We start from the raw sequence: 25,596 nt of genomic DNA, 5'->3' as shown, positions 1-25,596 counted from the left end.
GAGGGTCGGATGGCGCCTCGTTGCCGACGGCAAGGATGCACGTGCCTGCGCGAAGTCCGCCGCCGTTTGCGAAAGACACCGTGACACCGTCATCGTGCGTCACGACATCGACGACCCGGCGCGCGATCATCGAAATTCGATCGTTGCTCGCGAGCGCCGCTTCGAGAAGCGTCGAGAGATAGCGGCCGTACGCCGCCCTCGGCACGAAGTCGGTAGCCTGAACGCCGCGAATCATCAGATCCGTCAAGGCGTGGCCGTTGCTTCTCAGCCACGTCAAGAAATGTTCAGGCGATTCGGGGAACGCGCTCATCTTTGCGGCCGGGACGTTGAGCAGATGTTCCGGACGCGTTGTGCCGAACGCGATTCCACCGCCGAACGCGGCGGCCCCATCGATCAGGGCGATTCGCGGACCGAAGCGACCGAGCGCGGCGAGGCGGATCGCGAGCATCGTGCCGCAAAAGCCCGAACCGACGATCGCGATGTCAAAAGTCGAGAATTGCGAACCGATTGCAGCGTTCATCGGACGTCAGCGCGACACTTGAGGAGCGACCGGCCATGACGCGCCCGTGAATATGTCGTACGCGTTGTGTCGCCGCAGCGGCGGCGAATATAGGTGAATCGAGACCGCGGGGAGCGGCGAAGCGTTCACGACGACGTGAACGGTGTCGGCGGTCTCGATGCTGACGGCGCCTGGAACCATGTGACTCGTGACGAGCGGCTCGAGCGGCGCTTCTTCGCCGTGGATCCGATAGTTGGTTTCGGTGAGGGTTCCGAAGATCGGAGACGAGATTCCCCACGACTGGCCGTGATCGTGGGCGACCGTTCCTTGCCCAGGCAGCCAGCAGATGACGAGCGCTTCCCACTGGGCGCTCGTGAAAAAACGATGGCGGGAATATTGCGCAGCGTCAAACTTGATGAAGGGGGCCATCAAATGCCAATCGGGGTTCAGACCTGCGAGCAACTCCGAAAGGCGCGCTTGCGCCGCTAAGTCGGCCGCCACCGGCGCATCCGGAAGCGAGATCCCGATCAATTCGGGATGCAGCGAAAAGGCTTCGATCTCGTGCATAACGGTTTTCTCCTTAAGCCCACTAATTCAGTAGACTTAGTGGAAAAGCCAGTTGCGCATCTGAATTTCTCACTCCTGCCGCGAAAGTTGCGGGAAAACGCGAATGCGTCGCAAGACCTAAGCGCTTAGGCCGACTGGGTGCGTTTGAGACGGGTCGTTCGGCGAGTTTCGTCGCACATCTAAATCCGAGGCATGCACGTAGACCATGGAGACATGCGATCTATCGAGGGCAGATGAAGCGCACAATAAACCGACACCCGTTGGTCGTTCGGCTAACCCACTGGGTCGTCGCACTCTCGCTCTTTGTGCTGGCGATGAGTGGCATGCAGATTTTCAACGCTCATCCGGCGCTCTACACGTCGGATGCCTCGACGTTTAACGCGCCGTTTCTCTCCATAAACGGCGGTACCGACGAAAACGGCAATCCGCACGGCTGGGTGCAGTTGGGGAAGATTCGCGTTTCCACAACGCACGTCTTGGGATGGGGTGACAATGGCCAAGGCGGCGAGAGCGCCCGTGCGTTTCCCGGTTGGTCCACGATCCCGTCCGAGCAGGATCTTGCGGACGGCAGGCGCTGGCATATCTTTTTTGCGTGGATATTCGGATTGTGCGCGCTTGCGTATGCACGGTGGGCGGTGAAACTCATCCCGACGCGCGCCGACTTCAAAGCGCTGCCACATGCATTGCGGACACACTTGAAGCCGTGGGCGATCGCACCGTCGGAGGAGCCGAACCCGCTGCAGAAGATCGCGTATTTCGTTGTCGTCTGGTTCGTCGCGCCCCTTGTGATCGTATCGGGGCTCGCGCTCTCGCCATCGGTCGACGCGTGGGCGCCTTGGCTCCCCGCGATGCTCGGCGGCCGTCAATTCGCGCGCGTCTGGCATTTCGGCGCCATGATCGCGCTTATCGGATTTTTCGCCGGGCACATCCTCATGGTGGTCCTCACCGGATTCTTCAACAACTTGCGTTCCATGATCACGGGCCGCTACATCGTGAAGGGAGCGAAGTAACTATGCAGCGACGACGATTTCTTGCTCTGTCGAGCGCTGCCGCGCTGGCCGGCTGCTCGGGTATCGCGGACAAGCTCAACGACAACGATGCGATCCACAACGCGCTGCAGTTTCCAGAAAAGCTCAACCTCGCGATATTGGGCGCCGGCCAGCCGCTCGCACGCGAATATCGTCAAAGCGACATTTCCCCAGTGTTCCGGCCAAACGGTTTCATGCCGCCCTCAACCGCGCAGTACGAGCGATGGATGCGCGACGATTGGCGCGGCTATCGCCTGTTCGTGAGCGGACTGGTGGAGACGCCGCGTTCGTATTCGTTATCCGAGTTGCGCTGGAAATTTGCGAAAATGTCACAGATCACGCGCCACGACTGCGTTGAAGGCTGGAGCGTCATCGGCAAATGGAGCGGCGTGCGGCTTGGCGACCTCCTCGCGGATGCGATGCCGAAGAACGGAGCTGGATACGTCGTTTTCCATTGCCTCGACGACGATGGCACCGGTGCGCTCTACTACGAGTCGCTCTCCATGCGTCAAGCCGCGCATCCGCAAGCATTGCTGGCGTATGAGCTCAACGATATGCCGGTGCCCGTGGCGAACGGCGCGCCATTGCGTTTGAAAGTGCCGACACAGCTCGGCTACAAGAGTGCGAAGTTCGTCAACCGTATCGAGGTTGTCGCAGAGCTAGCCGGCAGCGGCGGATATTGGGAAGACCAAGGCTACGAATGGTTTGCCGGCATCTAGGGCAACCGTACTAACGCAACCGTATTAGGGCAACCGTACTAGGGCAAGCATCGCTTGCCCAAAAAACGTTGACGGGGTTAGACCCGGATAAACGGCTCCATTTTGGCGAATTTGCTCGGCCCGATGCCAGACACGTTTTGAAGATCGTCGGCCATTTGGAACGGCCCGTTCGCGGTTCGGTATTCGACGATGCGGCGCGCGAGGCTCGGTCCAACGCCGGGCAATTGAGTGAGTTCGGATTCACTCGCCGTGTTGATGTTGAGAGTCTGGCCTGCCGAAAGCTTGTGAGAACCGCCGCGGCTGGACCTGTGCCGGCTCGAATGGCCGGAAGATGCGCTCGGCGGCGAATCGAATTGCGCCGATTCGGGCGCTCCGATCGGCGGAGTGAACGATTGCCCTTTTATGGGCACGTCGATCTTCATGGCATCGGTGAGGGGTTCGGCGAGATTCAATTGTTCAAGATCGCCGGTTTTTGCTGCGCCACCGGCGCGAGCAATCGCGTCGACGATTCGTGTGCCGGCGGATAATGTGTAGACGCCGGGATTGCGCACGGCTCCGCAGACGTAGACATGAAGCAAGACCTGGGCAAGCGATGCTTGCCCTAGTACGGGATCAGATGGGGGAAGCGATGCTTGCCCGCCTACAGAGACGGTGGAATCCGGGGCAAGCGATGCTTGCCCTAGTACGGGATCAGATGGGGCAAGCGATGCTTGCCCTCCTACAGAGACCGCGGAGTCGGGGGCAAGCGATGCTTGCCCTAGTACGGGATCAGATGGGGCAAGCGATGCTTGCCCTCCTATGGGCTTCGGCAGCAGAGCACCTAAGCACACCAGCGCAGCGACAGCGACGAGCGCGGCGACTATTTTTACAATTGCAGTGCGATCCATGTCGAGTGATTCCCGCGCGACCGCCGGCGGTCAAGGTTCCGCGCTACCGCGCATGGTACAATACCGCGTATGCCGCAACCACATGTCGATCCGTACGAACCTCAAGCCGTCGAGGCCAAGTGGCGGCGCATCTGGGCGGACCGGAGACAAAACGAGGTCCGCGAAGACCCTTCCCGGCCGAAATACTATCTGCTCGAGATGCTGCCGTATCCAAGCGGCGATTTGCACGTCGGCCACGCTCGCAACTATGCGCTGGGCGACGTCATCGGACGATTCTTGCGCATGCGAGGCCATAATGTCGTTCACCCGATGGGTTGGGACGCGTTCGGGTTGCCCGCGGAAAATGCAGCCATCCAACGCGGGATCCATCCGCGCGAGTGGACGAAGCACAACATCGCGAACATGCGGCGCCAATTGCAGCGCCTCGGCATCGCGTACGATTGGTCCCGCGAGATCGATACCTCGTCGCCGGAATACTACAGGTGGACGCAATGGCTGTTCTTGCTGATGTATCGCCGGGGCCTCGCGTACAAGAAGGAAGCGCCGGTCAATTGGTGCCCTAAAGATTGCACCGTGCTCGCGAACGAGCAGGCGGAGGGCGGCGTCTGTTGGCGATGCGGCACTAAAGTTGAGCGGCGCCTGCTCAATCAGTGGTTCTTGGGGATCACGGCGTACGCCGACAAGCTGCTCGCCGGCCTCGATAAACTCACACAGTGGCCCGATCGCATTAAAACAGTCCAGCGCAATTGGATCGGCCGCAGCGAAGGACATACGATCTCGTTTAAAGTGGATGGCGTCTCCGACGCGCGCATCCAAGTTTTCACCACGCGCCTCGACACGGTCTTCGGCGCAACATTTCTTGCGCTCGCGCCCGAGCATCCGGTCGTGGAAGCGCTGACATCGGGTTCAATACAAAAAGCCGCTGTGCAAGCCTTCGCCGACCGGTTGAAAGACAAGTCCGAACTCGACCGCACTCAGTTGATGGCGAAGGAAGGCGTGTTTTCCGGCGGCTACGCGATCCATCCGCTCAGCGGGGCGCGCGTGCCGGTGTGGGTGACGAACTACGTACTGGCGACGTACGGCAGCGGCGCCGTCATGGGCGTGCCGGCGCACGATCAACGCGATCTCGAATTCGCGCGCAAGTACGGATTGGACATCCTGGAAGTCGTCTTGCCTCCGGACGGTCTCGCCTCGCCATCGCAAGGCGACGCGTATGTCGAAGATGGGATACTCACAAACAGCGGCGAGTTCGACGGAATGACCAGCTCCAAAGCTCGCGAACGCATCGCCGCCGCTCTTGCGGTTGCCGGAAATGCCGAGCCCACCGTCAACTACAAGCTGCGCGACTGGCTGATCTCGCGTCAACGCTACTGGGGTGCGCCTATTCCGTTCATCGACTGTCCGAACGACGGCCTCGTGCCGGTGCCGGAGGATCAACTCCCGGTGCTGCTGCCGGACGAGGCGCCATTCAGCGGTGTCTCCGGCAGCCCGCTTGCGTCGGTGCCGAGTTGGCTCAACGTCACGTGTCCGCGCTGCGGCGGCCCAGCCAAGCGCGAGGCCGAGACCATGGACACGTTCATGTGCTCTTCGTGGTACTTCCTACGCTATCTGAGTCCGCACGACTCGTCGGCGCCGTGGAGCGAGGAGGCGGCCAACTATTGGGCGCCGGTCGACCGGTACATCGGAGGGGCGGAACATGCCGTGCTGCACCTGATGTACGCGCGGTTCTTCTATAAAGTCCTGAACGAGCAAGGCATGGTGCCCGGCGACGAACCGTTCGTACGGCTCTTCAATCAAGGGTTCGTGCTTGGCGAGAACAACGAGAAGATGAGCAAGTCGCGCGGCAATGTCGTCGGCATCGACGACACGGCGGATACGTATGGCGCCGATGCCTTGCGCGTATTCGAGATGTTCGCCGGGCCGCCCGATGCGGACTATCCGTGGTCCACGACAGGCATCGCCGGCGCGACCCGCACGCTCGCGCGCATTTGGCGGCTGGTCCTGTCACATCCGGCGTGCTGCAAAGAACGGGATTCTGCCGATCAAGCGCCGGACGTCGAACCGGAGCTTCAGTACGCGATTCATTCAAAGCTCAAACAGATCACCGACGAGCTCGGCGGCCGCATGCACCTCAATACGTGCGTCGCCGCGATCATGACGTTGCTCAACGAACTAGAAGCTCGTGCCGGTTCGAGCGGCCGGAGTCCGATTCTCGACGAAGGATTGCGCACGATCGTGCTGACGCTTGCGCCGTTCGCGCCGCATATCGCGGAGGAATTGTGGGAGCGTTCCGGTGGAACGGGCAGCGTGCACCTGCACGCTTGGCCGTCGTACAACGAGGCAGCTCTTGTCCGTTCGTCGCTGCCGATCGTCGTGCAAGTCAACGGCAGGCGCCGCGCCGCGGTTAGCTGCGCGCCGGGCAGCAGCGAAGAGGACGTCGTGGCGCTCGCGATGCGAGAGTCAACGGTGATCGCTCAGCTCGACGGCAAAACGGTGCGCAAGCGGATCTTCGTCCCCGACAAACTGCTGAATCTCGTGGTAGGTTAGCGCGCGGCGGATTCAGATAGTGCGGAAATAATCAACCGTCTTCTTGATGCCGTCTGCCAGCGACGTCTCGGGCGACCACCCGAGCTCGCGCTTTGCTTTCTCGATCGCGAAGACGCACGTGCGGACGTCGCCTGACCGCTTCGGCGCGTGCACGATCTCGACACTGCGGCCGACTTGCGCGGCGATCACCTTGTGCAATTCATTTACCGATGTGCCGACGCCGGTGCCGATGTTGAAGATCTCGCCGTCGGCCCGATCGAGCGCCATGAGCCCGGCGCGCGCCACGTCGCCCACGTAGACGAAATCTTTTTGCTGCTCACCGTCCCAGTCGACTCGAATCGGCTGTCCGGCGAGGATTTTTCCGCAGAAGATCGCGATCACGCCGGCTTCGCCGTTCGGATCCTGCCGCGGCCCGAACACGTTGCCATAGCGGAGGATGGTGGACTGCAATCCATGCGCCGTCCAAAAAAAGCGCAAGTAGTGCTCGGCCGCCATCTTGGTGATGCCATACGGGCTTTCCGGTAACTGGGGATGGTCTTCGGTGATGGGCAGGCGCTGCGGCGTGCCGTAAGTGGCCGCCGATGACGCGAACGTGACCTTGCGCGTTTTGTGCTTGACCGAAAGCCGGAGCACGTTGAGCAGCCCCAGGATATTGACATCGGCATCGTAGTTGGGGTCGGCGGTGGATATGGCGACGCTGTGCTGCGCGGCATGGTGCGACACGACCTCGGGCGCGAATTCAGCGAACACCGATTCAAGGCCCGGATCGCGGATGTCTATTTCGTAGAGCTTCGCTTTAGGGTTGAGGTTTGCTCTGCGTCCGCCGCCGTGATCCCAAAAACTGTCGACGATAGCCGTTTCGTGGCCCGCGGCGACAAAGATGTCGATGAGGTGCGAGCCGATGAAGCCAGCGCCGCCGGTGACGAGGATGCGCATGCGATACCTAAGCGACGAGCCGCCGCACGGTGGCGGCCGGAAGTAAGAAGAGAGCGGTGACGGCCGTGATTACAGGTGTAGATGCCCCGTGACGGCCAGCAAAATCAGAACCAGCAGAACGATGACCAGGGTTCCCACGTATCGCAACTCCTTTGCCGTGGACGCGAGTATTGGAACTTCTACTTCCCGCTCCGGCCTATGCCTTCCTCGCACGACGAATAGCTGGACGGAGTCCCGCATCGTCGTGAATCGCCGCTATGCACCGATGGATCATCATGATTCGAAGCGGCCACGCATTTGTTGTCGCGTTCTCTGCTTATGCGGCCGGCGTCATCGCAGCAGGAAACGCGCTTGCTTGGCCCAGCGCGTGCATTGCGGCTGTGCTGTTAGCTCTTGCGATAACGTCGCGTGCACAGAATTCGTTTCGCAAAGCTTTGCGGGAACTTGCGGTCATCGCCGCATGCGGTTGCATCGCGGGTGCCGCGCTTGGAGCGCGGGCACAATCCGATCGCGTGAACCCGCCTTTCATGGCGATCGACGAACATCACGTCGTCGTTGAGGCCGTCGCGCTCGAACGTGCGCGGCCCGCGACTTCGGGCGTTTCGCTGCGCGTGCGCGTCGTTCTGGTCAGAGAACCGTCATCGAGCGCCGCACAATCGCTGAAGGGACGCGTCGCGCTGCTCGAGATGCCGGCCGGAGGCACCGGCGCGCAGATCGCCGGCCACACCTTGCTTGTCCGGGGCCGCGTCACCATTCCCGGCGGCCCGCGCAACGACGGCGAGCCGGCAGAACGAGATGAACTCGCCGAACAGGGCGTGGCCGTGCTTCTCAGCGCTCCGGCCCTCAGAAATGTCAGCATCGGCGGGCCCTCACCAGGCGCCGAGGCATGGCTTGCCCGCCTCCGCGAGCGTTTTGCCGAGGCTGTGGAGGCTCATTTGCCTCCACTTGAGGCCTCGGTGCTCGAGGGCGTCTTATGGGGCAACCGCGAGAATCTCCCCGCTGAGCTACGCCAAGAATTCTCCGATACCGGCACCGTGCACGTCCTTACAACGGCGGGATTGCACTTGGGAATCATGACCGGATTTATCGTCGCCGTGCTCGGCCTTATTCCGTTGCCTCGCATCGCGCGAGTCTCGCTCGCGGTCTGCGTCGCGTGGGCCTACGCGGCGGTGGCCGGTCTTCACTTGCCCACCATCAGGGCAGCGACCATGCTGACCGCGGGAATCGCCGCCCACGAATCCGCACGCGGCCGCACAGCATCGGCGGTCCTGGCGGCGGCGGCGTTCGCTGTGGCATTGCCGCAACCGCTCGCCTTGCTCTCGCCTTCGTTCTCACTTTCGTTCGCGTGCGTCGGCGGCATCGCATTGCTCAATCCGGCGTTTGAAGCGCTCGGCATGCGCGGGGAATCCGGGTGGGAACGCCACGCGTTCGAACTTGTCCGAACTAGCCTGACGGTCCAGGTCGCGTTGTGGCCGTTGCAGGCGCTCTACTTCAATGCATTCACACCGTACGCGGTGATCGCAAATCTTCTCGTCGTGCCGCTGATCGCTGCCGTCATGGCTGTCGGCGCCGCATTTGTCATCGCCGCGGTCTGCTTGCCATGGCTTGCCGGGCCGCTCGGCAATCTCGCCTGGTGGGGAGTGACGATCGTGACGGGAATCGTCGAGCGCGTCGCCGCGCTGCCGGGCGCGCACGTCGATCTCCCGCCGCCGTCGCACGGCTTTCTCATCCTTTACTGGTGCGGGCTCGCTGCCTTCGCGCTTGCGGTGCGCGCCAAAGTTGCAAACCGGGCGATCGCGGCCTGGGCTTCAGCGTCAGCGCTCGCGCTGGCCGTCGTATACTGCGTGCCGGGAATCGCGGCAGCACTCGATCCGGACCTGCACCTCGACGCGATCGATGTCGGCCAAGCCGATTGCCTGTTGCTGCGAGCGCCCGGAATGCACGCGATGCTGGTCGACGGAGGTGGAAAGCTCGAACGCGGCGGAGCGGCCGGCCGCGTCGTCGCGCAGCCCATCGGCGATGTGATCGCGAGCCGGACCGTCATGCCGTTCTTGCTGCGGCACTGGGTGCTGCATCTCGACGCCGTCGTGCTCACGCACCCGCACGGCGACCATGCCGGCGGACTGCCGGTGATTCTCGCGCACGAGCGGGTGGATTCGATCTACGATTCTGCCCAGCTCTACGGCGGCCCGGCCTATCGCCGCGCCCTCGATGTGGTCCGCGCACGCCACATTCCATATCGCATCGCGCGCCGCGGCGAAGCGTTTGATCTCGGCCCAGCCGCCCGCGTATCCATTCTCGCGCCGGAGATGCCGCTCATCACCGGCTCGGCATCGGACATCAACAACAATTCGGTGGTGCTGCGGGTGGAGTTTGGTCGCGTTGCGATGTTGCTGACCGGCGACGCGCAATCCGAAGCAGAAGCCCGGTTGCTATCCCATGGAATCGCCGGCTTGCGCGCCGAGGTCCTTAAAGTAGGCCATCACGGCAGCGCGTATTCATCGACGCCGGCGTTTCTCGCAGCGGTGCATCCGAAGATCGCGATCATCTCGTGCGGCCTGCACAACGTCTTCGGCCATCCGAGCCCGCGGACGTTGGAAGCGCTTCGGGCGGTCGGCGCGGCGGTCTACCGCACCGACCTCGACGGCGGAATCGCTGTGGATCTCAACGGTGAACAGGTGACGGCGACCAGCGTGGCTCGCTAGACGGGCGCAGTCATATTTCGACTGCTTCGGTTGAGTGACGTCGGCTGAGAAACTCCGCGACGATCCACGCCGACCCGGCGATCCCGAGCGTCTCCACGCTTTCACTCCAGTTCTCAAAACTATGGGGATCGGCGAAGAGCGCCGGCAGCCACACCAGCAACCCGAAAACCACGAGCATCGCCGTGTTCAATCGAGACGCGAGCCGAGCCTTGAACCCCGTGAGCAGAGCGATTGCGGCTAGCGCAAACGCGACCGTGGTTGCCACCGCCCAGAACATCTGTCCGGGCGGAATCCATTTCGGAACAAGACTTGCCGTGTTTGCGAGATAGAAAAGCTGCTCCAGTGCGAACGAGAGAACACAAACGCCGAACGAGTAGTACCCGATCTGAGCCAACCTTGACGTTCGAGTCGGGGCGACTAGACCAGAACATGCATACAGTATCGCGGCCCCAGAGACAAATGAGAATTGCTCGAAGAAGTTGCCATATTCGTTGTATATGAGCGGATGCCTGATGATGAACGGTATCCCCAGCAACGCGAAGATGAAGTAGAGTGTCCCCACAGCGGCAGCACCGGCTCGGGCCGTTCTCGGCCACAGAATGGCTGCGCCTCCAATGATTTCGACCGTGGCCACGATGTAGCTTAGAATCTCGCGGTGAGGAAAGTCTCCAAGCGCCTTGACCTCTTGCTGCCAATTGTTGGAGTCATTCGACACCAATGCACAGATACCGAAACCAATCGCCGCCAAGCCATAGAGGTAACGCCCCAGAGAATATTTCATTGCAACGCCTTAGCCGGAAATAGTTCAGTTTCCTCATATTCAATTTGACGTGCGCGAGTTGCCGGGCAATGTTACATTTCGCCAAAAAAAAGTACGAACGCACGATGAAGAGCACTCCAACTCACGCTTGAAAGGCAGACTATGGACATCAAAGTTGCGGGGTCACAGCCGTCGGGGAACGGACCGCCGGAGTATTTCACGGGCACCGTTCGCATCGATCCCCTTTTCGACCGAACCGATCCGGCACGCGCGAGCGGCGCGAGCGTCACATTCGAGCCGGGCGCTCGCACCGCGTGGCACACCCATCCGCTAGGTCAGACCCTGATCGTGACAGCCGGCTGCGGCCGGGTACAGCGGTGGGGTGGACCGATTGAGGCGATTCGCCCGGGCGACGTGGTCTTGATCGCGCCGGGTGAGAAGCATTGGCACGGTGCGACACCCACGACCGCGATGACGCATTTCGCCATTCATGAAAAGCTCGACGGCAACGCCGCCGACTGGATGGAGAAGGTCAGCGACGAGCAGTATCAGGCCGCATCCGGTTAACCGAAGTGCTTACGTGCCGGCCGGGATGGTGACGAAACTGTCGTCGAACCACTTTATCCGCAGGGGCGCTTTAGCGTCCGCGATGGTTTCGTCGCTGACATCTTTTCCGGTGCCGTAGTTGATCTGGATGTCGGGCTCTCTGACGATGCTGACGAGCACGATCAGCCGGCTTCCCGCGTGGAACCTCCAGCAGGCTAGCCTGCTGCTCGTGAAATCGAGGAGCATACGCTTTCCGGGCACGAGCAATTCCCGATGGCTACGGCTGCGAACGTAGCTGGCCCGAGCCTGATAGTAGGTGACGCCGACGTATTCGCCCTTCGCTGTCAATTCGTACAGGCTGATATTGAAATCCATATCTTTCTTATTGATCTCGAAGTCTAATCGCCCCGAGAATGGGCCTGCGAGATCGACGGGCTTGCTGATGGGCGCACTCCGGTAGGCCACGCCGAGATGGGTGTCGAGCCCGGACGCGGGTGGGATGAGATCCACATCGCTGCGGTCCGCAAGATCGACGGTTTGCGAGACGTATGCTCCCGTAGGCGCTTTCGCGCTCGTCAATCGTTGAAATTCGCCGTCCTTTTCCGCGCCGAGATCGTACGTGAACGATTCATCATGCATGGCGTCGATTGTCGGCGCATGCCGCCACTGGTTCGCTCCCATCACCTCGTAATTTACTTTGTCCTGAAGGATCGCCGGCTTCTTCGCACCTTTGAATATGTAGTCGAACCACTGGTAGCGCAGTTCCTCGATGTCGATGTGCGCCGCGGAGTCGATACTCATCCCCGCGATGTCGTCAATATCCGGGCCCGTCGATGATACCGTTCCCCGCTGGCCACGGATGTGATCGTATGGCCCGATGACGAGATAGCTCTGCGCGCTCGGGTTATACTTGTGATATTGTGAAAAGTAATAGAGCCCGCCGACGCTTTGACCGCTCAGATATCCATCCGTGGTCAACACCGGAATGTTTATGCGCGCGAAGTCGCCTCCATACGGAATGAATTGCTGCCAAAACGCATCATAGCTCGGATGATCCAGCCAGCGATCCCAAATCGGGTTTTGCCGGCCGTCGATCCGATCCATCGACCGATAGGACTTGCCGCTCACGTACCATTTCTTCTGAAGACCGATCCAATGTGCTGGGTCTCCAGGCGTGCTCGCGTCAAGCCATTTTGCCGACGTCGTGTAAAACGGCCAATAGTACGAAAAACTTTGAAATACGTTGGCTTCCATCGGCGTGTCGATCCCCGGCGCATTGGGGACGGAAGGCATGAGCGCTTTGAGCGCCGGCGGTCTTTGCTTGGCGACGGACCACTGTGCGAAGCTGTTGTAGCTTCCCCCGAACATGCCGACGCGGCCGTCGCTCCACGGCTGTCTGCTGATCCAGGCGATGACCGCGGCGCCGTCTGGCCCGTCGTGCATGTACGGCTCGGGCTCGTCCGGGCTGCACCCCTCGCCTCGCGTGAGCGCGGTGACCCCGACATATCCATTTGACGCACTGCGTCGCGCATCGCTGAGATTTGGGATGCGGTCGGCATAGACCGTGAATTGCATCAATGTCGGCAAGCGCCGGTCAGACACGCGCGGACGCACGACCAAGGTGCAGATATGCGCCCCGTCGGGCGTCTTGATGAGCAGATCTTTCTCGATGATGTAACGCCTGCGATCGTCGGCGGCGATCAAGGAGCCGGATCGCGCTGCGAAACTCTGATACATATTCGCGAGCTGGTACGCGCGAACCAACGCGAGCGCGTCGGCCCCGGAGATTTCGTCTTTGCCTTGTTGTTGAGCGAGCGCCGAACGCAGGTCGCTCTGAAAAGCGGCCACGCTGATCGCGAACCTTCGGATGATCAGAGCCGATTTCTCGTCGCTCGCCGGATCGACGACTTGGTGAAACGACTTATCGAACGCCTGATCGAACGGGGTGCCGGTCGACTCCAAGATCTTCGCATTCACGAAGATATCGAATTGCGAATAATTCGTGGCCGGCCACGGCGAGGAAGCGTCGTTGAAGCCGAGCAGTGCGAACAGCGATGCCCCCGCGGCCTTATATTCTCCCCCGGTTACCTGGAGGCGGAACAGATTGTCCAAGTAGTGCCGCCGATCGGCATCCTTGTACGATGCGGCCAACGCCCTTGAAAGCACGGGCACCGACCTTGCGAGGACCGCTCGATCGTCAACAGCTGCCCGAGGGAAATAAAACTGCTGCGCTGCCCTGCACGGAAACGAGGTCAGAAGAAAAAGCGTCGCGGCCGCGACAGCCAAGGTCGTTCGCACCTCGTCATGCTACAGTGGCGGCGGGCTAAAGTCCTCAAGCGCGCCTCATTTTTGAAAAATTGAGATGATAAAAAGGGGCTGGCCAGGCGTTCTCCACAATTCGCGACGGATGGATGAGCAACAATCAACCCTCAGACCGCTCGTGTTCGATCGATTCGTCTTAGACCCGGAGCTGCGCACCCTGCGCCGTGACGGCGAGGAGGTCGCTCTCCAGGCGAAGGCGTTCGAGTTGCTCGCGATGCTCGTGGCGCGCCGCGGCGTCCCGGTCTCGCGCGAAGAACTGTACGGGCGGCTCTGGCCGGACGGAGTTGTTGAGGATGGAAATCTGACGCAGAACGTCTACCTGCTGCGCCGAATCCTCGACCCGGCTGGAACTGGCCGGACATTCATCGAGACGTTGCCGCGGTACGGCTACCGCTTTTCGAAGCCGGTTCAGGACGCTCGACGACCGGCGCCATTCGTCCGCAGCGTATGGCGACGATTCGCATTCGGTGGAGCGCTGATTGCCATTGCTGTCGTCGCGTCAACCGCCGGCTCCGCGGTTCAGCCTTCGGACGTTCCACTTTCCCCTGCGGCGTCGGTCTCGTACGCGCTCGGCCAATACCATCTCAATCTGCGCACCATCGCCGATCTTCGCCATAGCATCGTCTATTTTTCGCAAACCGTGCACGAAGCGCCCCAAAGCGCGCTTGGCTTTGCCGGCGTTGCTTCCGCGTACGCACTGGAAGCGGAATTCGATGCAGCGAATTCGCCCGCATTTAGTCGTGACGTGGCGCTGGCAAAGGAGAATCGCGACCAAGCTCTGACGCGCGGCAAGACTAGCGCGCAGGCGCACGCCGTGGCAGCCTTTTTGGCGTTCCGTTTTGACGGCGATCCCGTTCTTGCCGAGCATGAATTCGAACTGGCCTTCGCGTGCGATCCGGAAGATGCCGCGGCGCATCAATGGCATGCGGTTCTGCTATTTTCGCAAGGCGCGATCAGACCCGCGATGGTTGAGTTGGAGCTGGCGCATCAGCTCGACCCGACCTCCGAGGTGATCTCGCGTTGGCTAGGCCGCGCCTACGTCTATCGGCGCCGCCCCGCCGACGCCATTCGCACCTTATCGGATACTATCTCCATCGAGCCCGCCGACGCGCCCGCATGGCTGAGCCTTGCATCTGCGCAAGAAGAAAGCGGCAAACTCCGCGATGCGCTCCAGACCCTTGAAACAGTCGGCCGCCGGTTGCCCGACGAGCGGCCGTACGTCATCCCGGACGAAGCTCGCGTGCGGCTTCTCCTGAGCCACGGCAGCAGCGATCCGCGGACCATCATGCAGATGAACTCTCTCGTAGCGGATAAGCGAGTCGATGCGGTGGAGGCCGCTCTTTACTACGTCGCACTTGGGTCGCGCGATCGTGCGATCACCGTCCTGCGCGCCTCGCGTCCGGCCTCGCCCATCGCGGCGGTCTTGGAAAAAGCCGATCCAAGGTTTGAGTCCATCCAATCCGACCCTCGGTTCCAGCAGCTTTTCGATTAGCTGGTCGCTTCACCGGAAGCTCGATCGGCGCGCGGAAGGAAGGAAGTCACTTGAATCGTACGATTTCACCCGCAGACGCGCTACAGCGATTGGTCGACGGCAACCGGAGATATGCGGCGGACGAAGCGCCCGAAGCGATGCTTGCGCACGCGGTCAACCGCCGCCACTCGATCGCCGAACAGCGTCCGTTTGCCATCGTGCTTGGGTGTTCGGATTCGCGCGTGCCGATCGAGATCGTGTTCAACCAGAGCTTGGGCGACCTGTTCGTGATCCGCGTGGCCGGCAATATCCTCAGCGATCACGTCATCGGGTCAGCCGAATACGCGATCGAGACATTCGGCTCTCCACTCGTGATGGTGCTGGGTCACTCGAATTGCGGCGCCGTGACCGCTGCGGTCGACGCGGTGCTGAATCAGCGCGAAGCGCATTCGCGCATCGCGACGATCGTAAACGCGATAAGACCTTGCGTTCAGCTCGTGCGCGACCAAAGCGATGTGCTTGAGGCCGCGATCGCACAGAACATCCGCCACGTCACCTCGACTCTTCAAGAGACGGAGCCGGTAATCTGCACCGCTCGCGCACAAAAGCGGCTCGCGATCGTGGGAGCCGAGTACCATCTTTCCACCGGGCAGGTTTCGATGTTGTGCGGGGACTTGGTCGGATGACCGGCTGCGCTATTTGACCACAGCCGGCATCACGTACTGCGAGATGATTTTCATTTCCCACGAATTCGTATCGTCGTTATAATTTCCGGCAAATAGCGCCACCACGATATCAAGTTTTGGAATCGCCATGACGGTTTGACCTCCGTTTCCAAGCGCGGCGAATGCCCGGACGGTCCCCCCTTTGTACGGAAAGTCGACGATCCACCACAGGTAGCCGTACAGAGGGATGCTCCGGCCGGTCCTCCGGCCGCTCTTCGATGGTTACCGAGCCGACAAGAACATCGTCCACTTGACCTCGCCCGAGGAACTCGACGCGTTCACACTTCGCTTCTGCTCGTAGGCAAAAGGAGCGCGAATTGCATTCACCGCCGGGTAAGGCGGCAATGGTATACTGGGAAAATGAACGTCCGTATGATGGCTGCGGTAGCCGCATGTACCGCCTTGGCAGCAGCGGGATCCTCTGTACCTGCGCAGAGCGCCAGCGCGCCGCAAGCCGTGGACGGCATCCACAAGATCCTCCACGTCGTCGTGATCATGCAAGAGAACCGCTCGTTCGATAGTTATTTCGGGACCTATCCGGGTGCGAACGGCATTCCGATGACCGACGGCGCGCCTTCTCACTGCGTCAACGATCCGGCTACGTCCAAATGCGTCTTCCCGTATCACAGCGCGCGCGATGTCAACTACGGCGGCCCGCACATGGCGCACAGCGCCGAACTGGATATCGACGGCGGCCGCATGGACGGATTCATCGGCAGCGCCGAAAGCGGCGGCGTCAGATGCCGGGGCATGAGCACCGACCCCCGCTGTCTCGGATCCAAAAAACCCGATGTCATGGGATACCACGACCGCCGCGAATTGCCGAACTATTGGACGTACGCCGATGACTTCGTTCTCCAAGACGCGATGTTCGAGCCGAACTCATCGTGGAGTTTGCCCGCGCATCTCTTCATGGTCTCTGAGTGGTCGGCGAGGTGCGCGGTGAAAGACGACCCGGCATCGTGCGTCGGCGCGCTCCAGAATCCGCATTCGCCGGTCCGCGGCGGTCCGTTCGTGCCGCTGAACTACGCGTGGACGGACCTCACGTACCTCATGCACAAACACGGGGTCGGCTGGGCGTACTACATTTTTGCGGGCACGGAGCCCGACACCGAAGACGGCACCATGAACGGCCGGCAAGGGCCGCTCAACGCAAAAACGCCGGGGATTTGGAATCCGTTGCCATCCTTCACGACGGTGCGTCAAGATGGCGAGCTTGGCAACATCAAATCCATCGATGCGTTCTACGAAGCGGCCCGGTCCGGCACGCTTCCCGCCGTGTCGTGGATATGCCCGAACGCAAATGTCAGCGAACATCCGCCTGCGCGCGTGAGCGACGGCCAAGCATACGTCACAAAAGTCGTCAATACGATCATGGAAAGCCCGGACTGGAACAGCACCGCCATATTTCTCGCCTGGGATGATTGGGGGGGCTTTTACGACCACGTCGCGCCGCCGGTCGTCGACGCCAACGGCTACGGCTTGCGGGTTCCCGCGCTTGTCATCAGTCCATACGCCAAGCGAGGATTCATCGACCATCAGACGCTTTCGTTCGATGCGTATGTGAAGTTCATCGAAGACGACTTCCTCGGCGGCGAGCGCATCGATCCACTGACCGACGGCAGGCCCGATCCGCGCCCCGACGTTCGCGAAACGCAGAGCATTCTCGGCGACCTTCGCGCCGACTTCGATTTCTCGCAGGTCCCGCGAGCGCCGGTCATCATCCACTGAGCTGAATCGCGCAGGAGCGATTCGCTGCCACCCTCCCGAACGTGCCGCTCATGGCCGGCCGTTTATACTTGTGCGCGACGCCCCTCGGTAATCTCGAGGACATCACGCTGCGCGTGCTGCGAGTCCTTCGCGAATGCGACATGATCTTTGCCGAAGACACGCGCGTCAGCAGCGTCTTGCTCCGCGCGTACGACATCGACAAGCCCGTTCGGTCGTTCCACGAGCACGTCGAAGCGCGAAGGCTCGGGGAGTTGCGCGACCTGTTGTCCGCCGGCAAAACGGTTGCCGCCGTCAGCGACGCCGGCATGCCCGGCATTTCCGATCCCGGACTTGCGCTTGTGCTCGCCGCCCGAGCCGCGGGCGCCGCGGTCGAAGTGCTGCCTGGTCCGAGTGCGCTGCTCGGTGCCGTCGTCCTCTCCGGCTTCGACTGCTCGCGGTTCCGGTTTGACGGATTTGTGCCGCGCAAGCCGGGGGCGCGCCGCAAGTACCTCGAGAGCCTGATGGCCGAAACCGCATGCACCGTGATCTACGAGGCGCCCGGACGCGTGCGCGCGTTGCTCGACGATATCGAGCGGGTCCTTGGCGACCGGCGCGTGTTTGCGCTGCGCGAGTATACGAAGAAATTCGAGCAGCAAGCGCTCGGAACCGCGTCTGAAGTGCGCGAGCAGATCGCCTGGCCAGCGCGCGGCGAATTTTCGATTGCGATCGAAGGAGCGGCGGACGACGTCGGCACTGTTGCGATTTCGGACGCGGTCGCTCAAGCGATCGGAGCGCTCATCGCGTCGGGCGCCGGCGTCGGAGTTGTCGCGCGGGCGCTGCACACCGCCACAGGTCTGCCGAAAAATGCGCTCTACGCGATGGCGCAAGAGGCGTTCGATAAGCGGACGTAAATCCGGGGCGAGCGATGCTCGCCCTCGTACGCGTAGGAAAAACCCTTGAAGAGGATCGCCGGCAGGGCTTTCGAGTCCGGCAACCGCACATAAACGGACGATGGCAAAAGACACCTTTTACCTCACGACACCGCTGTATTACACGAACAGCACGCCGCACATCGGGCACGCATATAGCACGATCGGCGCCGACATCCTCGCCCGTTACCATCGCGTTTCCGGCTCGGGGCGCGCGCACTTCTTGACCGGCACCGACGAGCACGGCCAACGCATCGCCGACATCGCGGCCGCCGCAGGAAAGACGCCGAAACAGTTCTGCGACGAGCTGGTCGAACGATGGAAGCAGCAGTGGCGCGAGATCGATATTTCGTACGACCAATTCATCCGCACCACCGATCCGGAACACGAAGCGGCGGTGCAGTACATCTTCGCCAACCTGCGCGACAAAGGCGATATCGTGCCTGGCAAATACGAAGGCTGGTACTGCAAGAACGACGAGACGTTTTGGCCCGAGACCAAGCTGATCGACGGCCGCTGTCCGAACCCCGAATGCCGCCGCGCTGTTGAGTGGCTCTCAGAAGACGCATGGTTCTTCAAGCTCTCTTCGTACCGCGAGAGACTGCTCGCTCACTTCCGCGAGCACCCCGACTGGGTGCGCCCGCAGAGCGCGCACAACGAGATGATGTCGCTGATCGAAGGCGGACTTGAGGATCTCTGCGTTTCGCGCACGTCTGTCGAATGGGGCATTCCGCTCCCAGGCGGAGGCGGCACGGTCTACGTCTGGTTCGACGCGATCTGCAACTACATCACGGCCGCAGGGTATCCCCACGATCTGGACCGATTCGGCCGGCTGTGGCCGGCAGACGTCCATCTCATCGGCAAGGAGATATTGCGCTTCCACACCGTGCTCTGGCCGGCAATCCTGATGGCCCTCGGCCAACCACTTCCCGGACTCGTCTTCGCAAACGGTTGGATAACCATGGAAGGCGAGAAGATGAGCAAGAGCAAGGGCAACGTCATCCGGCCTGCCGATCTCACGGAACGTTTCGGCGTCGACGCGATGCGCTACGCGTTGTTCGCGCAAGCGGCCTATGGCTCGGACTTCGGATTCAGCGAGGAGCAGATGCTGCGGCGCTACAACGCGGATCTCGCGAACGATCTCGGCAATCTCTTGCAGCGCAGCCTCTCGATGCTCGCACGCTATCGCAGCGGCGTCGTCACCGCCGCCCGCCAGAACGACACGCTTTCGGCCGGTTTTGACGATGCTCGCGCGGCGTACCAACGGTCCATGAATGCCCTGGACTACCGCGCCGCGCTTGCGGTGACGTGGGAGCGCGTGCGCACGCTCAATCTATTCGTCGAACAATCCAAGCCGTGGGAACTGCATAAGAAACAGGATGCGGCCGGTTTGGACGCGGTGTTGTTCGACCTCTGCGAAGGCCTGCGATGGATTGCGGCGTTCGTCTATCCGTTCATGCCGGCTACGGGGGACGCCATGTGGAAGTCTCTCGGACAAAGCGGCGTGCCCGGCGCGCCGTGGGACCGGACTCTTCGATGGGGTTTGCTCACGCCCGGCACGCGCACCGAATTGCCGCCCGCGCTTTTCCCCCGTATCGAGGCGGACGCGCCGGCGTCGTGACGCGGGTACTCGTCGACACCCACGCGCATCTCGACGGCGATGCGTACGCGGCCGACCTTGACGCGGTATTGGCGAGGGCGCTCGACGCGGGCGTCTCGCACATCGTCTCAGCGGGGCAAGACCAGGCCACGAGCAGTGCGACGCTCGCATTGGTGGCGAGTCACGACAACGTCGCGGCGGCTGTCGGAGTTCATCCTCATGAGGCAAAAGGGGCGGGCGATCTCGCATGGCTTGAAGAGCTTGCGCGCAAGCCCGGAGTTGTGGCGGTCGGCGAGATGGGACTGGACTATCACTACGATTTCTCACCGCGCGAGGAGCAAAAAGACGTCTTCGCACGGCAGCTCGATCTCGCCGGACGGCTCGACTTGCCGGCCATAATCCATTGTCGCGAAGCCGAAGAAGACGTCGCAGCCGCGCTGCGCGCGCACTTCGACCGGAGCAGGCGCGCGGTCATCCATTGTTGGACCGGCGGATACGACGCCGCGATGGCTTTCATCAGCGAATTCGACGTCTATTTAGGACTCGGCGGAGCGGTGACGTTCAAAAGCGCCGCGGACCTTCACGACGCTGCGGCGCGGTTGCCGCTCGACCGTCTCGTCTTGGAAACCGACTGCCCGTTCATGACGCCGGCACCGCACCGCGGCAAGCGCAATGAGCCGGCGTTCGCTGCGCTCACATGCCGCCGGGTGGCGGAGCTTCGCGGCGTCAGCGAAGACGAGATCGCCGAGAGAACCACGTCGAACGCCCAACGGCTCTTTCCGCGCCTTCGCCTTTAACCGAATTCTTTGGCTTCTTCGCGACCGTATGCCCGCAGCGCGAGAGCCAAGAACACGACGGCATAACCCACAAGCCACGAGACGGCGGTCAACGTGGACTCCGATCGCGCGCCGACAATGTTCCAGGCGAGCTGGGCGTAGTGGTAAGCTGGAAGATAAGGCGCTACATGTTGAACTGCGAGCGGCAGCAATGGGAGCGGCATGAAAAGTCCCGATCCGAACGCCATCGGCAAGTTGATGAGATTGAGAATCGCGACCGCAGAGTTGCCGCCGGCGAGATAGCCGACGGCGAAGCCGAGCGCGATGAACGGAAACACGCCGAGCAAAAGTACGCCGTAAAGCTCGAGCCACGTGCCGGGCTCGAACCGCACGCCGCCGACGCCGGCACCGAATGCGAACAACGCGCTCAACGTGACGAACGCGAAGGCCAGCGTCGCGACCGTCTTGCCGCCGAGATAGGCGAGCGGGCGTAGCGGCGAACTTCTCATCAACGCGGTGGCCTTGCGCGCGCGCTCCTGCGCCACGGTGACCCCGAATGAGAACAGCGCGACGCTGATGACCGCGTAGGCTCCGAAGGACGCGAGCATGTACTGGCCTACGACGACATGTTCGAAGGCTTCGTTGACGTGCGGAAGTCCGAACAGCGCAAAGAACATGATCGGGAACACGATGGTGGGAATGGTGAATGCCGGCACGCGCGCAAGCATCAAGAATTCCGATTTCGCCTGACCGGCAAGCATCGGCCAAAAGGGTGCGATAGCCGGCAACGGTTTGAGGACCGCCTCCCGATCGCGCATCTCAGGCGCCGTCTCTGTTGGTCAACTGCATGACGGCGTGTTCGAGGCTGGCGCCGGTGACCTCGAGATCGGCGATGACATCGCCGCGAGCGAAGAGCGACCGCAACAGCGCCTCGGGTTGGGCCGTGACGAAATCGACGCGCAATCCGTCGCATGCGATTGTTTGAAAGGGCAAGCCGTCGAATTCCGTCGCGATCATGGTTCTGGCGGCGGTGTACGACACGCGCTTCGCCTTTGTGGCGGATTTCAGCACCGCCGGCGACGCGTCGGCTAACACCCGTCCCCGGTCGATGACGACGATGCGATCGGCGAGCGCGTCGGCTTCCTCGAGGTAGTGCGTGGTCAATATCACTGTGCGGCCGGAGCGCACGAACGTCTTGACATGGGACCAAAAACCGCGGCGAGCCTCGACGTCGAGCCCCACCGTCGGCTCGTCGAGGAATAACAATTCGGGATCACCGCACATGGCGAGGCCGAAATACAGCCGTTGCCGCTGGCCGCCGGAAAGCGTGTGAAGTTGGGCGCGCGCTTTTTCTTCCAAGCCGACCAACGCGATGAGCGGGTCGGTGCCGATCGGTGCGGGATAGTAGGTCCTGAACAGGTCGATGGTCTCGCGCACCGTGAGGTATAGAGGCAAGCCGGATTCTTGCAGCATGACGCCGCAGCGAGAACGCGCGCGAATGTCGGCCGGGGCGAGTCCGAACAACGAGACGGAACCCGAAGATGGCTTTCGCAGCCCGATCATCAGTGAGACGAACGTGGTCTTACCCGCGCCGTTGGGTCCAAGAAGTGCGACGACTTCGCCGGCCTGGACCTGAAGGCTGATTCCGTCGACCGCGCGCACGGGGCCGAAGAGCTTCACTGCATCGCAAACTTCGACGACCGTAGCCATGTATGGTTCTATTCAGACGGCGAGCGAAAGTTTCATCTATGCCCGATTCAATGAGATGGGCGACGCGTCGCGCCACATCTCGTCGAAATTGCGCCGCAAGATGTCGGCACCGGATCCGAAGTCGGCGGCCGGCGCGACAAGACCGAGCTCGCATCCTTCATCCAAGCCATTGCGCGTGAGGTTCGCCGATCCCACGTAGATGCGATCGCCGCTATCCACGTACTTTTCATGCATGTAGTTCTTGGCAGGTGCGCGCACCGCTACGCCGGTGTGTTGGAGACGGCAAATGGTGCGCCGCTGCGCCGGGCTCATGGTTCCTCGCGCGTTCACGAGCACGCGATCGGCGTGACCTGCACCGCGTCGCGCGATGAGGTCGCAGATGACGCGTTCGTCGGAAAGATCTTCCGATGCGATGCGGATGTCGGCGCGAGACGCAAGCAACGATTCGACCGCCGCGCGCACTGCGGGGCTCGGCCCGGCGATCACCCGGCACCCGTGGTTGGCGTTCGACGTCTTGCCCGCGATGGCGTTTCCAAACGCCAGCACATCGGACGGCCGATCGTCGACCACACACACTTCGCCGGGAGATTCGAAGCCGGAGCGGGTGACATTTGCGGTAGTGAAGATGGCGGTGCGCTTGTCCACGACCGCCGCCTTCGCGTGCAGTACGGGATGGGTGGTGAAGTCGTGCCGCTTGTGTTCGGTGCGGATGTCGACGACGACGTGACGCGCGCGCGCGCGAGCTACGGCGGCTTTGACGGCCGGGTCTTTGAGGTCGTAGAATTCGCCCACGATCGAGCTCTTAGCGAGATCGAAGGTTCGGCACAACGCATCGCGCGCAGCAGTGCCTAGACAGACTGAGAGATCGCTCATGGCGAAAACTTCACGAGACCGCGGGAGCAAGTCAAGCACGGCTGTTCGATGCGTGCACCACTCGTCTCTGTTGGGCCGACCTTTACGGTCGGCCGGCCGATGATAAACATCGGCCCCACCGATCATGTCGGCGCCATTGCGCACACGTCGGCCAGGAATCGATTTCCGCCCGTCCGAAGCCGAAAACCAAGATGGATAAAGGCGGTGTCGTGCGCGAGATGTTCGATCGCATCGCGGGCCGGTACGATCTGACCAACACCGTCATGACTTGCGGCGTCGATGCTCTCTGGCGCCGCCGCGCCATCGCCATGCTCGACGCCGCACCGGACGCTCGTCTGCTGGACCTTTGCTGCGGCACCGGCGTGATGACGCGCGACCTAGCGGCGAAAACGGCCGAAGGCAGCGTGACCGGCGTCGATTTCAGTCCCGCCATGCTCGCGATCGCTCGCACAAGAGTGGCCGAGCCGCGCGTCGAGTTCGTCGAGGCGGACGCGCTCCACTTGCCGTTCGACGACGAGTCGTTCGACGGCGCGGCCATGGGCTTTTCCATGCGCAATCTCGTCGACATCGGCGCCGGTCTGCGCGAAGTCGCGCGCGTCTTGCGACCGGGTGCCAGGTTCGTGAATCTCGAGATCGCCAAGCCCCCAAATCCGTTGTGGCGCCGTCTATTCTATCTCCACTTCTACGGCGTCGTGCCGCTCGTCGGCAGAATCGTCGGACGCGACGCGGCCGCCTATCGCTATCTTCCGCAATCGCTCGTCAACTTTCCCGACGCGGACGCGCTCGCGGGCATGTTCGCTGCCGCCGGCTTCGAACACGTGCGCTACGTGCGCTTGATGGGCGGCATCGTCACGATCCACGCCGGATCCCGTCCGGCCGTGAGAGTGAAGAACCCCGACGCCATGCTCGAAGCGGCGGGCGTCGCATGATTTCCGGGTCGCCGCAACTCGCCATCCAGGCTGTCGTCGAAGAATTCGTGCGCGAGGAGCTATCGCAGGAGAACGCGCACATCGCCGGCGCGGTTTGGAACATGCTCGATGCCGGCGGCAAACGTTTGCGCCCGCAGATCACCATGCTGGCAGCGCGCGCGTGCGAGCCAGACGTGCCCGAAGATGCGGTGCTCGCTTCGTATATGGAGCTCATCCACGTCGCGACGCTCATACACGACGATGTGCTCGACAACTCCGATGTGCGCCGCGGCCGCGAATCCACCAATCATGCGTTCGGCAACCGGTTCTCGGTCCTGGCCGGTGACTATCTTTTCTCGTGGGTGTTCAAAAAAGTCACGCAATCGTATGCGAGCCCCGTCCCCACGATCCTCGCCGCCATGCTCGCCGAGATCTGCAACGGCGAAGTGAAGCAGCTCCGGGCAGCCGGCAATGCGTCGCTTCCGCCGGAAAATTACTACGAGATAATCGGCAAGAAGACCGCGGAGCTGTTCGCCGCATGCGCCGAGTGCGGTGCGATCGCCGCGGCGCTTCGCGCGGGGGCCGCACCCGGACAGCAGGCGCGCGATGCGCAGACCGTCCGCGCGCTGCGCGCTTTTGGGCGGTCGTTCGGCATGGCATTCCAGATCCGCGACGATATTCTGGACTATACGTCCACTGAAAGTCAGCTCGGCAAGCCCGCCGGGTCGGATTTGCGCGAGAAAAAAATGACGCTGCCGCTGATCTTTGCGCTCCAAGACGACGGCGGCGAACTTCGGCGCGCGGTCAGCTCTCTTTTCGCCTTTGAGGACGCAGCAGCGCACGAAGCCGCACACGCCTTCGACACGGTGCTCGAACTCGTGCGATCCGGCGGCGCCATCCGCCGCGCCGCGGCCACCGCCGCGTCGTACGCGCGCGAAGCCGAAGCCGCGCTGCACGCGCTCCCGCTCACGCCCGAACGTGAGGAGCTCTGCCGTATCGCTAGCACATTTAGACAATTTTCATTCTAAGCCGGCAGGGCGCTCGGCGCACGGCGGCAATACCATCATCTAGCCGGCCGCTTTCGGCCAGAAAGGAGACCGCACTCGATGACACCGGTTTTGGCCGTGCTCGATGCCCCGATCATCATCGCGATCGGCGCGGTCATCGTCTTGCTGTTCGGCGCTGAGCGGCTCCCGAAGCTTGCGCGGTCCATGGGACTTGCCAAAAAAGAATTCGATAGCGCGATGCACCCCACGGCCGACGCCGTCGCCCAACCGCCGCCGCCGCCGAAAGACGATCCGCCGAAGCTCGCAGGCCCGCCGCCCACCGATCCGATTGCCTAGGGCCGGTGTCGGAAGAAAAGCTCGTCGATGACGTC

General features: G+C 62.1%; 23 protein-coding genes. 14 read left to right on the top strand and 9 right to left on the bottom strand.

Translation table 11 applies throughout. The features are described 5' to 3' along the window. Together VII69_08210 and VII69_08205 are read right to left on the bottom strand one after the other, a co-directional pair. The coding region (locus VII69_08210; GenBank protein ID HEY5095080.1) for an FAD/NAD(P)-binding protein at window positions 1–520 on the bottom strand (520 nt) is incomplete at its 3' end. A gap of 6 nt (window positions 521–526) precedes the next feature. Next, window positions 527–1,066, bottom strand: coding sequence for a cysteine dioxygenase family protein (locus VII69_08205; GenBank protein HEY5095079.1), 540 nt, complete (start codon window positions 1,064–1,066; stop codon window positions 527–529). 233 nt (window positions 1,067–1,299) lie between these two features. On the opposite strand from VII69_08205, the gene VII69_08200 reads away from it, so the two are divergent. Together VII69_08200 and VII69_08195 are read left to right on the top strand one after the other, a co-directional pair. Then, window positions 1,300–2,076: a cytochrome b/b6 domain-containing protein gene (locus VII69_08200; GenBank protein ID HEY5095078.1), complete on the top strand. Its 777-nt coding sequence runs from the start codon at window positions 1,300–1,302 to the stop codon at window positions 2,074–2,076. 2 nt (window positions 2,077–2,078) lie between these two features. Beyond that, window positions 2,079–2,813, top strand: coding sequence for a molybdopterin-dependent oxidoreductase (locus tag VII69_08195; protein ID HEY5095077.1), 735 nt, complete (start codon window positions 2,079–2,081; stop codon window positions 2,811–2,813). Window positions 2,814–2,890: 77 nt separating this feature from the next. On the opposite strand, the gene VII69_08190 is transcribed toward VII69_08195, so the two are convergent. After that, window positions 2,891–3,700 (bottom strand): helix-hairpin-helix domain-containing protein, encoded by an 810-nt coding sequence (locus VII69_08190; protein HEY5095076.1) that lies wholly within the window; start codon window positions 3,698–3,700, stop codon window positions 2,891–2,893. A gap of 69 nt (window positions 3,701–3,769) precedes the next feature. On the opposite strand from VII69_08190, the gene leuS reads away from it, so the two are divergent. Then, complete coding sequence (leuS, locus tag VII69_08185) at window positions 3,770–6,247, top strand: leucine--tRNA ligase (protein HEY5095075.1); 2,478 nt, start codon at window positions 3,770–3,772, stop codon at window positions 6,245–6,247. Between the two features lie 12 nt (window positions 6,248–6,259). Here the strand turns inward: leuS and VII69_08180 are convergent, their stop codons facing one another. Next, window positions 6,260–7,183: a GDP-mannose 4,6-dehydratase gene (locus tag VII69_08180; protein HEY5095074.1), complete on the bottom strand. Its 924-nt coding sequence runs from the start codon at window positions 7,181–7,183 to the stop codon at window positions 6,260–6,262. A gap of 275 nt (window positions 7,184–7,458) precedes the next feature. Here VII69_08180 and VII69_08175 point away from each other — a divergent pair, with 275 nt between their 5' ends. After that, window positions 7,459–9,888 (top strand): DNA internalization-related competence protein ComEC/Rec2, encoded by a 2,430-nt coding sequence (locus VII69_08175; protein HEY5095073.1) that lies wholly within the window; start codon window positions 7,459–7,461, stop codon window positions 9,886–9,888. A gap of 10 nt (window positions 9,889–9,898) precedes the next feature. Here VII69_08175 and VII69_08170 read toward each other — a convergent pair whose 3' ends face one another. Then, on the bottom strand, window positions 9,899–10,669 hold the full coding sequence (locus tag VII69_08170; GenBank protein ID HEY5095072.1) for a MauE/DoxX family redox-associated membrane protein: 771 nt from the start codon (window positions 10,667–10,669) through the stop codon (window positions 9,899–9,901). A gap of 141 nt (window positions 10,670–10,810) precedes the next feature. On the opposite strand from VII69_08170, the gene VII69_08165 reads away from it, so the two are divergent. Continuing rightward, a complete protein-coding gene (locus tag VII69_08165; protein ID HEY5095071.1) occupies window positions 10,811–11,215 on the top strand; it encodes a cupin domain-containing protein in 405 nt (134 codons plus the stop codon). A gap of 9 nt (window positions 11,216–11,224) precedes the next feature. On the opposite strand, the gene VII69_08160 is transcribed toward VII69_08165, so the two are convergent. Next, window positions 11,225–13,360, bottom strand: coding sequence for a CocE/NonD family hydrolase (locus VII69_08160; GenBank protein HEY5095070.1), 2,136 nt, complete (start codon window positions 13,358–13,360; stop codon window positions 11,225–11,227). A gap of 241 nt (window positions 13,361–13,601) precedes the next feature. Between VII69_08160 and VII69_08155 the strand changes: the two genes are divergently transcribed. The 6 genes from VII69_08155 to VII69_08130 all read left to right on the top strand — a co-directional run bounded on the left by VII69_08155 (window position 13,602) and on the right by VII69_08130 (window position 20,748). Then, complete coding sequence (locus VII69_08155) at window positions 13,602–15,008, top strand: winged helix-turn-helix domain-containing protein (protein ID HEY5095069.1); 1,407 nt, start codon at window positions 13,602–13,604, stop codon at window positions 15,006–15,008. 50 nt (window positions 15,009–15,058) lie between these two features. Beyond that, window positions 15,059–15,673 carry a carbonic anhydrase gene (locus tag VII69_08150; GenBank protein HEY5095068.1) on the top strand — a complete coding sequence of 205 codons (615 nt, stop codon included), beginning with the start codon at window positions 15,059–15,061 and terminating at the stop codon, window positions 15,671–15,673. Window positions 15,674–16,084: 411 nt separating this feature from the next. Next, entirely contained in the window at window positions 16,085–17,443 is a 1,359-nt protein-coding gene (locus VII69_08145; protein ID HEY5095067.1) for an alkaline phosphatase family protein, read from the top strand. Between the two features lie 50 nt (window positions 17,444–17,493). Next, a complete protein-coding gene (gene rsmI, locus VII69_08140) occupies window positions 17,494–18,333 on the top strand; it encodes a 16S rRNA (cytidine(1402)-2'-O)-methyltransferase (protein ID HEY5095066.1) in 840 nt (279 codons plus the stop codon). Between the two features lie 100 nt (window positions 18,334–18,433). Further along, window positions 18,434–19,972, top strand: a complete 1,539-nt coding sequence (metG, locus tag VII69_08135; protein ID HEY5095065.1) for a methionine--tRNA ligase — start codon at window positions 18,434–18,436, stop codon at window positions 19,970–19,972. Then, window positions 19,969–20,748 carry a TatD family hydrolase gene (locus VII69_08130; protein ID HEY5095064.1) on the top strand — a complete coding sequence of 260 codons (780 nt, stop codon included), beginning with the start codon at window positions 19,969–19,971 and terminating at the stop codon, window positions 20,746–20,748. Before metG ends, VII69_08130 begins: the two co-directional genes overlap by 4 nt. On the opposite strand, the gene VII69_08125 is transcribed toward VII69_08130, so the two are convergent. From VII69_08125 to VII69_08115, 3 genes are read right to left on the bottom strand one after another with little or no spacing between them, the layout of a single operon-like run. Beyond that, window positions 20,745–21,545: an ABC transporter permease gene (locus tag VII69_08125; GenBank protein ID HEY5095063.1), complete on the bottom strand. Its 801-nt coding sequence runs from the start codon at window positions 21,543–21,545 to the stop codon at window positions 20,745–20,747. The genes VII69_08130 and VII69_08125 overlap by 4 nt on opposite strands. Before the next feature lies 1 nt (window position 21,546). Further along, the gene (locus VII69_08120; protein HEY5095062.1) at window positions 21,547–22,437 is read right to left on the bottom strand and encodes an ABC transporter ATP-binding protein; all 891 of its coding nucleotides are present in this window, start codon (window positions 22,435–22,437) and stop codon (window positions 21,547–21,549) included. A 36-nt stretch (window positions 22,438–22,473) separates the two neighbouring features. Next, a complete protein-coding gene (locus VII69_08115; GenBank protein ID HEY5095061.1) occupies window positions 22,474–23,310 on the bottom strand; it encodes a phospholipase D-like domain-containing protein in 837 nt (278 codons plus the stop codon). Window positions 23,311–23,501: 191 nt separating this feature from the next. Here VII69_08115 and ubiE point away from each other — a divergent pair, with 191 nt between their 5' ends. From ubiE to VII69_08100, 3 genes are all read left to right on the top strand, one after another. Continuing rightward, window positions 23,502–24,239, top strand: a complete 738-nt coding sequence (gene ubiE / locus VII69_08110; protein HEY5095060.1) for a bifunctional demethylmenaquinone methyltransferase/2-methoxy-6-polyprenyl-1,4-benzoquinol methylase UbiE — start codon at window positions 23,502–23,504, stop codon at window positions 24,237–24,239. Next, window positions 24,236–25,246: a polyprenyl synthetase family protein gene (locus tag VII69_08105; protein ID HEY5095059.1), complete on the top strand. Its 1,011-nt coding sequence runs from the start codon at window positions 24,236–24,238 to the stop codon at window positions 25,244–25,246. The genes ubiE and VII69_08105 overlap by 4 nt, the downstream gene beginning before the upstream one ends. Before the next feature lie 78 nt (window positions 25,247–25,324). Then, window positions 25,325–25,561, top strand: a complete 237-nt coding sequence (locus tag VII69_08100; GenBank protein ID HEY5095058.1) for a twin-arginine translocase TatA/TatE family subunit — start codon at window positions 25,325–25,327, stop codon at window positions 25,559–25,561. The last annotated feature ends 35 nt before the right edge of the window (window positions 25,562–25,596 follow it).

Source organism: Candidatus Eremiobacteraceae bacterium, from assembly GCA_036511855.1.
Taxonomy (GTDB): domain Bacteria; phylum Vulcanimicrobiota; class Vulcanimicrobiia; order Eremiobacterales; family Eremiobacteraceae; genus JABCYQ01.
The sequence above is the reverse complement of the archived record's forward strand: the minus strand, read 5'-3'. Positions and strand labels throughout refer to the sequence as shown.